The organism is Pseudomonas sp. FME51, from assembly GCF_014897305.1.
This window is the reverse complement of record NZ_JABUYN010000007.1, coordinates 74,711-86,618: the sequence shown is the minus strand read 5'-3', so window position 1 is coordinate 86,618 and position 11,908 is coordinate 74,711. Positions and strand designations below refer to the sequence as shown.

The 11,908-nt window shown below is 53.6% G+C and carries 10 protein-coding genes; 6 read left to right on the top strand and 4 right to left on the bottom strand.

The window, feature by feature from the left end; genetic code table 11:
• Positions 1–40 precede the first annotated feature (40 nt).
• Positions 41–709, top strand: a complete 669-nt coding sequence (gene tenA, locus INT39_RS13550; protein WP_193074512.1) for a thiaminase II — start codon at positions 41–43, stop codon at positions 707–709.
• Between the two features lie 103 nt (positions 710–812).
• Here the strand turns inward: tenA and nadE are convergent, their stop codons facing one another.
• Positions 813–1,640 carry an ammonia-dependent NAD(+) synthetase gene (nadE, locus tag INT39_RS13545; RefSeq protein WP_193074511.1) on the bottom strand — a complete coding sequence of 276 codons (828 nt, stop codon included), beginning with the start codon at positions 1,638–1,640 and terminating at the stop codon, positions 813–815.
• A 112-nt stretch (positions 1,641–1,752) separates the two neighbouring features.
• Positions 1,753–2,811 carry a hypothetical protein gene (locus tag INT39_RS13540; protein WP_193074510.1) on the bottom strand — a complete coding sequence of 353 codons (1,059 nt, stop codon included), beginning with the start codon at positions 2,809–2,811 and terminating at the stop codon, positions 1,753–1,755.
• Positions 2,812–2,917: 106 nt separating this feature from the next.
• Between INT39_RS13540 and INT39_RS13535 the strand changes: the two genes are divergently transcribed.
• From INT39_RS13535 to INT39_RS13515, 5 genes are all read left to right on the top strand, one after another.
• Complete coding sequence (locus INT39_RS13535; RefSeq protein WP_319021366.1) at positions 2,918–3,673, top strand: HNH endonuclease; 756 nt, start codon at positions 2,918–2,920, stop codon at positions 3,671–3,673.
• A gap of 335 nt (positions 3,674–4,008) precedes the next feature.
• Positions 4,009–5,280 (top strand): AAA family ATPase, encoded by a 1,272-nt coding sequence (locus INT39_RS13530; RefSeq protein ID WP_193074508.1) that lies wholly within the window; start codon positions 4,009–4,011, stop codon positions 5,278–5,280.
• Positions 5,280–5,951 (top strand): RloB family protein, encoded by a 672-nt coding sequence (locus INT39_RS13525; RefSeq protein ID WP_193074507.1) that lies wholly within the window; start codon positions 5,280–5,282, stop codon positions 5,949–5,951. Before INT39_RS13530 ends, INT39_RS13525 begins: the two co-directional genes overlap by 1 nt.
• 601 nt (positions 5,952–6,552) lie before the next feature.
• Positions 6,553–7,146 carry a hypothetical protein gene (locus INT39_RS13520; protein ID WP_193074505.1) on the top strand — a complete coding sequence of 198 codons (594 nt, stop codon included), beginning with the start codon at positions 6,553–6,555 and terminating at the stop codon, positions 7,144–7,146.
• Between the two features lie 347 nt (positions 7,147–7,493).
• A complete protein-coding gene (locus tag INT39_RS13515) occupies positions 7,494–9,674 on the top strand; it encodes a hypothetical protein (protein ID WP_193074503.1) in 2,181 nt (726 codons plus the stop codon).
• A 231-nt stretch (positions 9,675–9,905) separates the two neighbouring features.
• Here the strand turns inward: INT39_RS13515 and INT39_RS13510 are convergent, their stop codons facing one another.
• Entirely contained in the window at positions 9,906–10,223 is a 318-nt protein-coding gene (locus INT39_RS13510) for a DUF3325 family protein (protein WP_226944783.1), read from the bottom strand.
• Positions 10,216–11,898 (bottom strand): PepSY-associated TM helix domain-containing protein, encoded by a 1,683-nt coding sequence (locus INT39_RS13505; protein ID WP_193074501.1) that lies wholly within the window; start codon positions 11,896–11,898, stop codon positions 10,216–10,218. The genes INT39_RS13510 and INT39_RS13505 overlap by 8 nt, the downstream gene beginning before the upstream one ends.
• Positions 11,899–11,908: the final 10 nt, after the last annotated feature.

Here is an 11,908-nt window from a genome sequence, read left to right as displayed (position 1 = left end):
ATCTGCCAGTAAAAACTCCCAATAAATCAGAGAGATAAAAATGGCTTTTACTTTCGAGCAGCTTCAGCAGCGGTGTCAGGTCGAGTGGGACGCCTATATTCAGCACGCCTTCGTCGAGCAGTTGGGCAATGGCACTCTGGATGAAGACGCCTTTCGCCACTACCTGAAACAGGACTATCTGTTTCTCATCCAGTTTGGCCGGGCCTTCGCGCTGGCGGCTTACAAGAGCCCGACGCTGGAAGACCTGCGCCACGCCAAGGCCGGACTGGAAGCGATCATCGGCCTGGAACTGGGACTGCATATCGAATATTGCCGCCAGTGGGGCATCTCCGAGCAGGAGCTGCAGGCGCTGCCCGAAGCCCGTGCGACCCTGGCCTACACCCGTTACGTGCTGGATACCGGCAACCGCGGCGACCTGTTGGATCTGCACGTAGCGCTGGCACCTTGCCTGGTCGGTTACGCCCAGGTTGCCAAATGGCTGATCAACCGTAGCGAAACCCTACGCGGCGAGACCAACCCCTACGAGCCCTGGATTGCCATGTACGAGAGCGAGGCATTCCAACAGGCCAGCGCCGCGGAAGTCGACTGGTTGAACCGGGAACTGGCCGACGTCTCGCCGCGCCGTTTCGAGCAACTGGTGCGCATCTTCAGCGACGCCACCCGCCTGGAAATCGACTTCTGGGACATGGGCTTGAATCAGCGTATGTAAATCAGCATCGCACGCGGGCGGCCAGGAACGGCTGCCGTGCGCGCTTTCCATGCGCATAGATCATGCGCGGGTTATCGCAAACTTGGCGTCTCTGCCTGCCGGATCACGGGGCCAGGGGTAGCTGACGCTTGTGCGCGGTCATGTCGTACCGCTCGATGATCTTCCGTGCGGTCTCGTCATCAATGGCGCCGCCCAACAGGAAGGCATCGATCTGCTCATAACTCAGCCCGTAGGCATCCTCATCCGGCTTGCCGGGTTGCAGCTCTTCAAGATCGGCGGTGGGTATCTTGCCAACCAACCCGGCCGGCGCACCCAACTCCGCAGCGATACGCCGTACCTGGCTCTTGACCAAGCCGGTCAGCGGAGCCAGATCACAGGCACCGTCGCCAAACTTGGTGAAAAAGCCCATCACCGCTTCGGCAGCATGATCGGTACCGACCACCAGCCCGTTAACGAAGTTGGCCAGGGTATATTGCGCGACCATGCGGGTGCGGGCCTTGACGTTGCCCTTGGCGAAATCGCGCTTGGCCGCTTCCGCTGGCTCGTCGGCAAAGTAGGTCATCATCGCATCTACCGAGCCCTTGATATCGACCGTGCGGATCTGGTCCGGCTTGATGAAATCCAGCGCCGCCTGTGCATCATGTTCATCAAACTGCACACCATAGGGCAGGCGCATGGCATAGAAGGTCGCTTCATAGCCTTCCTGCCGCAGAGACTCGACCGCCAGCTGGCACAACCTGCCCGCCGTCGTCGAATCCACCCCGCCGCTGATCCCCAACACCAGCGCCCGCATACCGGAGCGGCGCAGCGTGTCCTTGATGAAATCGACACGCCGCTCGATCTCCAGCTTGAGTTCGGTGACTCCCTTGAGATTGGGATTGACCTGCAGCGCGCTGCGAATGGCGGCGGCCCGGGTTGATGCGGTGGTCATGCTTGTCTCCTTGGACGGTATACGGGAATGCTCAATAAGCCTGATATGAAACACCATAAACCATAGCTGGTCTCCCTACATCATTGCAGCCAGGTCATTTGCGCCGGGTTCGCTAAGGATCTACACCGGCTTTTTGAACCAACGACCGAACGAATACGGCAGGAATCTGGATCTGCCGTGGCTGCTCGAGGGCAGGGCGCAGCACGATCGACTCGCCGAACGACCACACCACATGAACATTGCGTAACGTACAGTCCTCGGCGATGCCCAGTTCGCTGAGGTCGGCATTGCAAAACGCCGGATCGAGCATGACCATTTCCGCCTCGTAGGCACCGAGCCCGAGAGCCTTCACCACCTTTTCCGGGACCGTAGTGAGCAGGCCGCTATAGCCAGCCACAACCAAACCAAAGAACAGACCAAAGAGCACCGCGGCATTCCAACCCGCGAAGTGTCCCATCGAACAGATTGATACCATGATGGCAATGCCTATGGGGATCGCCCAGAGAATCGGGTAATGCAGTGCGGCGCTCCAGTTCTCGATGATTGGCAGGCTGCTTTGCAGGACGGTTGAAAACAGGACAACGAAGATCAACAGCGCGATATAACCCGACCAACAGTAAGTGAAGAAACTCCAGCGAGGTAGATCAAACCGTATTTGGAGCGCAATGCCGAAGCCCAGTGCTATACAGGCTGGCCATAGGAGCGTGGCGAGAGCGAACAGGTCCGGCTCAAGCAATACCACAGTCACCAGACCAAAGCCGACCGTACAAAGAGGACCAAAATATGCCAGACCTATCAGTTGCCAAACGGTTCGAACGCGCGCATCTTCCGAATAGGGTATTGCATACCTCAGCTCTTCCTTGACCTTTCTCTCGTTCAGAAACAAGTGAAAGATCATGGCGCCTGGCATAACCATCATAAAAATCACCGCACCAACAATGGCGAAGCCAATACACGCCGCCGCCAGCAATAACGACGAAAACTGGAACAGATCAAAGCTGGGATAGAAGTGGTTGCGGTAGAAGTACAGCAAAAAGATACCGAGCCCGGAAACTGGAGGGAGCGCTTTCGCCAGGAGGGACCCATGTGCTCGGAGAAACGCCGGAAAGGTATTCAGCAGGACATCTATTGGGTCCTCGCTTGGCGGGCGATCGGTCCATTTCTGCTGCATGCGGCTTCCTTGCTAATGTGCGTAACGGGATCATATCCGCAACGGTGTTGTTGAGCTATCCTGGTGCCACCACAGCGAGACGAGAAAGGAGTCCGTTTTGTCCAATGTGCGCTGGACTGCCGATGAGCTCAAATTGGCTTTCTATTTGTATTGCCAGCTTCCCTTCGGCCGGCTTCACAAAGGCAGCCCAGACATCATCGACCTGGCAACCCGGCTTGGTCGGACACCATCTTCAGTAGCGATGAAACTCGTCAACTTGGCCAGCCTGGATCCAGCCATCACCAGAACCGGCCGCAAAGGCCTCTCCGGCGCATCAAAGCTGGATCGAGTTATCTGGGACCAGTTCCAGAACGATTGGCAAAGCTTGGTTGATGAATGCAGCGCGCTGCTCACCACATCGGAACACGCAGTTCCAACAGCACACTTCAATATTGCCGAAGATCCCGCTGACTATGCCGGCGAAACGCGAGAAGCCCAGGTTCGCATACGGATTCGGCAGAGCTTCTTTCGCAAGGCCGTCCTCGCAAGCTACAAAGCGAAGTGCTGCATGTCTGGCTTGAGCGAACCCCGCCTGCTCCTCGCAAGCCATATCGTGCCTTGGAGTGTCGACAAAGTGAACAGGCTGAACCCGGCTAACGGCCTATGCCTGTCAGCCCTGCATGATCGGGCATTCGATCAGGGGCTTATTGCATTGTCTGATGACTTTACGGTGATGGTGAGCGATCAATTGAAGAGCCGCGCAGATTCGTTTGCTCGGTCGGCGCTGGTGGGGATTGAGGGAAGTGAGATTGTGTTACCTGAGCGGTTTGTGCCGGATGGTGGGTTGGTTAGGTGGCATCGGGAAAATGTGTTTCTTGGGTGAATGCTGGAGGCTGCTAACGGCCAGAAGCGGTCGCTCCTTACCACCAATCCCACTAAGCTATGGGAAAATAAATCGGTCCTCTTTTTCTGTCTCCCCTTTTGCTATCCCTAACCCGGGGACTGCGAGCTAGCGGCGATCTGAGATAGAGGGGCTGGAATTCCGGCTCGCCAATCCAGATGCTGCTACGCATGCCGAAAGCCTCGCTCCATTACTATTTTATTGCTGTTTTAGCCGAATTTTGTCAAAAATCGCAAATTAAATTGGTTTTGATTCCTGCTGAGTGCTAGATTCTAGGCCTGTCTGACACATTTGAAAGCATGTCCTTGGAGCACCCTATGCTCGTCGAAATGAGTGTGGCCAATTTCCGATCCTTTCGTGAAGTACAAACTTTTACCCTAGCGAAAGGCAAAGGTGATGAAATGCTGGCCACCAACACCTTTGATGCAACCGCAGCGAACGACATCTCGCTGCTGCGATCAGCGGCCATTTACGGCCCCAATGCAAGCGGCAAGTCGAATCTGCTGCTGGCACTGCAAACCATGAAGCAGGTTGTGGTGGATTCGGCCGTTAGCTTGCAGCGCGGCGACAAGCTGCCGATGACCCCGTTTCGCCTGAATTCACAATCGCGGCAGCAGCCCAGCGAGTTTGAAGTCACCTTTTTAGTGGGTGGGGTTCGCTACCAGTATGGCTTTGCCGCTACGGCTGAGCGCATCCATGAGGAGTGGTTGTTGGCTTACCCCAAGGGCCGTGCACAACGTTGGTTTGGTCGCGTCTGGAACCCGGAGGACCAGCGTTATGACTGGGAACTAGGCAATAACCTGGTCGGGGAAAAACAGCTCTGGCAAAAATCTACTCGCGATAATGCGTTGTTTCTATCTACGGCAGTGCAGCTCAACAGCGAGCAGTTGCAACCTGTTTTTGACTGGTTCAAAAATACCCTGCGACTGGCTAATGTGGGGGGCTGGGGACCTACCTTCAGCGCCTCCCTGTGCGAAGGCACCGACAAGGAGCGGATTATGGATTTTCTGCGCGCCGCTGACTTGCATATCGACGATGTCCTTGTCGAAACCCACCCTTTTGATCCTGATGCGTTACCAAGCGATATGCCGGAGCCTATGCGAGACGCTATTGTTGGCGGCATGAAGGATAAAAAAATTCTTGACATTAAAACAATCCGCATGGGTGATGACGGTAAACCCATTGCATTTGATTTTGAGGATGAGTCTGATGGGACGCAAAAACTGTTCTCCTTTGCAGGCCCTTGGATTGATTCGCTGACCAATGGCTTTGTGCTCTTTATCGACGAGTTGCACGATAACCTGCATCCGCGCCTGGTGCAGTTTTTGGTGCAGTTATTCCATAACCCGGAAACGAATCCCAATAATGCTCAGCTGATTTTTACGACCCATGAAACCTCAATCCTCAATCAGGAGGTGTTCCGGCGCGATCAGATCTGGTTCTGCGAAAAGGACAAGTCCCAGGCCACAGCGCTGTATCCGTTAACGGACTTCAGCCCACGCAAAGGCCGTGAGAATCTGGAGGCCGCATACCTTTCGGGACGCTATGGCGCTTTACCTTTTGTTAGGTCACTTAAGCAGGCTGGCTAATGGGCACGGATAATCTATTTCGTAAACGTAAGGCAAAAAGCCCACGGGGCTTACAGCGGCGCGCTGCAAGACGTGAACCCTATGCCAGAGTACTGATTGTTTGTGAGGGCGAAAAAACCGAGCCTCTTTATTTTCAAGGGCTGAGAAACCACTACGGTCTAAATACCGCCAATATCGAAGTCTGTGGTGAATGCGGGTCAGACCCCAATAGCGTACTGCAGTTTGCCAAACAACGCTATCGCGAGGAAAGAGACACAGGGGATGCGTTTGACAAGGTATTCTGTGTGTTCGATAAGGACTCACATGCGCATTATGCTGCTGCTTTGCAGGCGATTGCTAAGTCGCAGCCGCGCGACACCTTTATCGCCATTAACTCGGTACCCTGCTTCGAATACTGGTTGTTATTGCACTACGCTTACAGCACGCGACCCTATGCTGCATTGCCCGGGAACAGCTCGGGCAACCAGGTGCTTTCTGAGCTTAAAATGTATTTGGCTGACTATGAGAAAGGTGCGGGTAATATCTTCGACCTGCTGTTGGATCAGCTGGAGTTTGCCAAACACAATGCCGCGCGCTCACTAGCGGAGGCGCAAGCCAACAATACAGATAACCCGTCTACCCGCGTCCATGAGCTGGTAAGCTTCTTACAGAGCATCAAGGTGCCCGCGTGAACTGCAACAGAATACCTACAATCAGCTAGGCTGCTTTTGTCTGAATACACGGAAGTCGAGCCACCCTTTCTGCAGCAGTTAGCGACGCTGGGCTGAGAAATCATAGACCAAGGGCAGTAAATCCCATCGGATCCGGCGAAAAGCCAGAAGAAAAAATCTGTCCCCTTTTTGCTTCGAAAGTCAGCTTCCGGCCAAAAGCAGTCTTCACCATGGGCAGTTTCCGACCCATAAAGGTCACGGTAGGGGCTGGCGACACCTCATTCACCATAGTCGTCGGCCGGTTGATACAAAATCCAGGCTCCATTTTTTCTAGCATTCCAGATACTACCCAGGAAGGTGTCGTACCCCAACCGGGGCGTATTGCACGCTTCCTTTTTGCTCCACCGCCTAGCAGTGGTAGGCGATAGGCTTGTGTGAACACTCGCTGAGGCAAGGGGGTTGACATCACTAATGTCGATGAACAAGAATTGCTTGGCCTGGGGAGGCACCCTGCTGCGATGGGAAAAAACCCTCAAGTCTCTATCTTGATTTTTCGCCTTGTCCGGCCAAGCAAGCAGCATGCAATTACCGAAATATCGGTATAGGCCAATGGAGAAAAATCATGTCTGCTGAAATCGACTGCTATAACGACCTCAAGTACCTGTCCTATCAATTCAAAGACGATGGCATGACGCATTGCCAACGGCTCGATCACCTTTGCCGCACGCTCGGTTTCAATAACCGCCATCACTTCGAGCAGAAGATCGCCGAACTCCCTGATGCCCAGATCGGCAAGTACTCAACGAAGCTCATGCGACAGGCTTGTGCCAGGGTCTTACCCAAGCCTAACGTGGCCTACTATGAGTTCATCTCCCAGCGCGAACGCCGTATGCGCTTTTACAGCCTCTGGGCAGGTTGGGACAAGTGCGGGCAGGAAATTCGTATTCCGAGGGGGCTGGATGGGGCTTTCGCGGTTCCACGCCTGCGTGAGCGGCTGGATGCGCCTGTGTATGTGATTGAAACTGATCGCCAGTTGGTTGCATGGCGAAGTAAGTGGCACGGCATGGCTTATGTGCCTGCGGCACTTGCTCGGGAACATATGAGGGAAGCTTTTGCGCGTCGTGAGTCGGTGGTTAAAGGGCCCAGGAATGAAGCCTATGAGCTGGAGGAAAATTTCAACGATAACTATGCGACGTGGTATCCGGTTGGCGAGTAATTAGGCTGTTGGGGCTGCGATGCAGCCCCATTTAGAACCGGAGCTTCAACAATAGGATCGAGCTGGCCGGATCGACCCACCAAACAAAAACAAAACGGTCAAGAATTCAGGCCTTGCTGGCCCGTGCCAGCCCAGGTCAAAGATGGCGCCCTGTTCCTAAACCGTTTCCAGAGGATGACCCATGCCTGCACGAATGCTTCACTGGCTAGCTTCCTAGAAGCAGCTCGATGGCCGTATAACCACGCGGTATGAGACTGAACCGGATTCACCACAACGACGCATAGACAGAATGTTGGCAAATCGATAGTGTCGACCTATAGCAGTACCTTAAAACTGGAGAAAAGGATATGGATCTCTTAGATATTAAACTAGAGAATTGCTACGGAATACAAAAGCTCGACGCAACACTCACGTTTAAAGGAAGCGCAAAGGCTCCTGCTGGTTCTGCTTTCTCTGTATATGCGCCAAACGGTTTCATGAAAACTTCGCTAGCGCGAACGTTTCTGGATGTCCAAGAGGGACGGGATAGCCAAGATCTGATATTTCCCGAACGTCCAACCAGCAGATTAATTACTTCTGCCCCAGCTACGCCGATCACCTCTGAGTCCTTATTTGTTATCAAGCCATATGTTGAACGATATGCCGGGGCAGGGATCTCAACGCTTCTAGTTAACCCAATGTTGAGGCATAAATATGAAGAGGCCGTTCGAAATATAGACTCAACTCAAGAAGGTCTCTTGAAGACGCTGAAGGAAATCTCAGGTTGGCCAGGAAAAGCATCGCCAGCTTCTGAAATTAAAGACGTCTTCCAGTTTAAAAATCCTTATGACTTCTTTGCAGATCTAGCTGATAATTTAGATGGTGATACTCGATTTTCAGACCTGATATATGTCGAAATATTCAATGACAAAACAATCACGGCGTTCAAGGCTGGGACTTTACACGAGCAACTAAAAGAATATATATCGAAGTATCAAGAGCTTGTTGAGAACTCTCCATTGCTCAACAAAAAGTTCAATCATACTGGTGCCGCTGACGTCTCCAAAAACCTTCAAAATAACGGATTTTTTGATGCAAACCATACGCTGAATATTTCAAATGGTGGCGAAAAATTAGAGGTCGCCTCAGCGAAAGAATTGGAAGAACTTGTTAGTGCGGAAAAACAGCGCATTCTAGGTGATAAAGAGCTATCCGCTAAATTTGAAGCCGTAGATAAGCAGCTTCAGAAAAACTCGGAGCTCAAGAGGTTTCGAGAGTATCTAACAGGGCATCCGGAAATTTTGGCCGAGCTTGGGGATTTTAACGGGTTCAGGAAGAAGCTGTGGAATTCCTATTTTAATACCGCCAAACCCACTTTGATTTTATTTACTGCGGCCTATGCTTCAGCAAAGGATGTAATCGCAGAGACGGCACATCAAGCAGAGGCAGAAAAGACGAAGTGGGCTGCGGTTGTTACCCAATTCAATGAAAGGTTTTACGTGCCGTTTAAACTGGTCGTTCAGAATCAACAAGATGTTATTCTCAAGGGGGAAACCCCGAAAGTTACTTTTGAGTTTCAGGATGGACAAGGAACGTGTGGAGTAGAAGAGGAGAAGCTGCTTCAGGTTCTGAGTCAAGGAGAAAAGCGTGCTTTATATATACTCAACGTGTTGTTTGAGATTCAAGCGCGGCGTGAGTCAAATCAACAAACGCTGTTAATAATCGACGATATCGCAGATTCATTTGATTATAAAAACAAATACGCAATAATTGAATACTTTAACGAAATTGCAAAAATTCCATTTTTCAGACTGATTTTTTTAACGCATAATTTTGATTTCCATCGAACGATAAGTGGCAGGCTTCAAATTGCTAGGAGTCGGAGATTATTTGCTAAAAAAAACCAGGGAGCTCTGGCTTTTGTAGAAGAAAAATATCAGAAAAATCCTTTCACGACGTGGAAAGGTAGCCTAGCAAAAAACCCTGCCTTTCTTGTAGCAAGTATCCCATTCGTGCGCAATTTAGCTGAATACTGCCATGGTGTTACGAGCCCGCACTATCTCATGCTCACGTCGCTGTTGCACGTCAAGGCAGATAGCGCGACGCTGACCATCGCAGATTTAGAAGCCTCATTCAAAGCTACATTGCTGGATCAGGCCAATCTGTCACTTCCAAATCCGACGACCTCTGCAATGCAGCTTATTTACGATGAGGCAGAAGCTTTGGCTGTTAAGGCGGATGATGATGTTGAGTTGGAGTCCAAGGTGATTTTATCAATCGGGATTCGGCTCAAAGCTGAAGAATTTATGATTGCTAAAATCAATGATTCAAATTTTGTCCATGGCATCAGCAACAACCAGACTTTTGAGTTGTATAGTAAGTTTTCTTTGATGTTTCCTGACGCTAGCGACCAGATAATGGTGCTGTCTCAGGTCAACCTCATGACGCCGGAAAATATCCATCTGAATTCGTTTATGTATGAACCTATTTTGGATATGTCGGCCCTACACCTCTACGATTTGTATGGGAAAATTAAAGCCCTGGTTTGAAGTGGATGTGGAATAGTCACCCAATAGCCTACACAGCTGCCTATCAGATCGGGGATGACCGTCTGCTCTTGGCCGGATGCGGTCCTTGGCTACAGGCAGAAGTCGGCCAAAAGCAGTCCATGGACACATTGTTAGCGGCTTCGTAATCTGCATATAGGCCATTCGCTTCGCGAAGGAAGTCAGGACGTCCTAATCACGTCATGCACTCGCCACACAGTAAGCTGCGCGCTCTTATCGAGCGCGCAGAAATACCGGACAGACCGTGCGCAGCAGCGCCGGTCGGTAGCTCAGCGCCATGGCTGTTGCTACGGCGGCAACCGGCAACAGGGTGAACCAGACCAGGACCGCCATGGACGAATGGTCGGCCTTGAAGCAGCACAGCACCGATACCGACAGCGCCAGCCAGCCCAGGGTGCGCAGGTAGCCCGGGGCGACCTCGTCGGCGCTGAACACTTGGCGCCAGTGCACCGGCAGGGACAGTGCCAACCAGCTGGTCGCCAGGCCCATGCTGATGGCCGCCGCCAGCAACCAAAGACCTGCGTTACTCATAGGCCACCCCATCGATGCGGGTGCTGTCCGTGACCTCAACGGGCCTTGCCAGACGGCGGGCAGTTAGTAGCGCTACCAGCGCACAGGCCAACAGGCTCAGATCGACGCCGGCCACGGCCCAGTAGGGGTCAAGCAACATAGTCTTGAGCAAGTGGTCACCCGTGCTGATCCAGTTGAGCAGCACCGCAGCGCCGCAGAGCAGCGCCACGGCCCAGCATTGCTCGCGCCAGGCCGGGTTGTGCCGCGCCTGGGCCACTGGCGCACTACGCCACAGTGCATGCAGCAGACTCAGCAGCCAGGCACCCCAGAATGCCCACTTTTCCCATTCGCCACGGCTGGGCATGGCCTCAGGCAGCAGCCGGTTGGCCGCCAGCATGGCAACCGCTGCCAGCAGCATGCCGGTAACCGTGGTGACTGCCATGGCGTCAACCAACCGACAGCCCCGCAGCCCGCGTCGGGCGTGTTCCTGCTTGCGCTTCTCGATAAAGAACACAAAGCCGGTGGCGATGCACATACAGCCCAGTAAACCGCCCGCCACGTACAGCCAGCGCAGGGCCCAGTGTTCAAAGTGCTGCAGGTGCAAGCCGGTCAGGAACTGATTGACGGCGCCAATCGGATCACTCGCGGGGTCTTCGCGCAGCAGCTCGCCGGTACTGGCCTTGAAGTGAATGCCTTCCCCGACCAGCGCCACACGATCACTGCCGGCGCGGTAGATGCTGACGTAGCCGTTAGCGTCATTCAGATGCTCGATAGTCAGCAGGCCAACCTCTCCCGGCATGTCGCGCTCAGCCCAGATGCGCTTGGCCTCGGCCACCATGGCATCGACGGAGGCTATCTGCGCCGGCACACCGGCCTCATCATGGGGCAAGCCGGTATGCGCCGCCTCGACCACCTCATGCCGATCATGCAGCGGTTTGAGCAAGGTGCCGGAGACCGGGAAGTAATAAATCGACGCAAAGATCACCAACCCGGTGAAGGCAAAAAAGAAGTGGAACGGCAACGCCACCACGCCGCTCATGTTATGCAGGTCCAGCGCGCTGCGCTGGGTCCGCTTGCGCGGACGGAAGGTGAAAAACTCCTTGAAGATCTTGCGGTGCATGATCACCCCGGTGACCAGTGCGACCAGCATCACCAGCGCGGCCAGCCCCACCACAAAGATGCCCAGATTCTTCCAGTGCAGCTGCAGGCTGTAGTGCATCGGATAGAACCAGTTGCTACCGATCTTCAGCTGGTCATCGGGGAGCATCTCACCGCTGCGGGGGTCGATGGTCGCCCAGCCATGCACGTGCAGATGATCATCCGCTGGGTTTTTCGGCTGGTTGGGGATACCAAATTCGCCACCAATGCTCAGCACCGGGTCACGGTGGGTGGTGTAGGCATAGAGCGAGACCATGGACATGGTCTCCGGTGCCGGCAGGTCGCCGGTTACCCGCCCGGCGGTGGCCGCCATATCCATCGGATGCGGTTTGAGATCGATAAATACCTGTTTCAGCAGGTTGTCGTAGGACGGCATGGGCTGCGGCTCGAAGCGCGTATCGGGAATCGCCCAGCGATCGATCTCGCGATCGAATACCGACAGCGCACCGAAAAAGAAGACGACCATCAGCACGAATCCCAGCACCAGACCGAACCAGGTGTGTACCCAGGCCATGGATTGGCGGAAGTTGTTCAGCATCGTTCTGCTC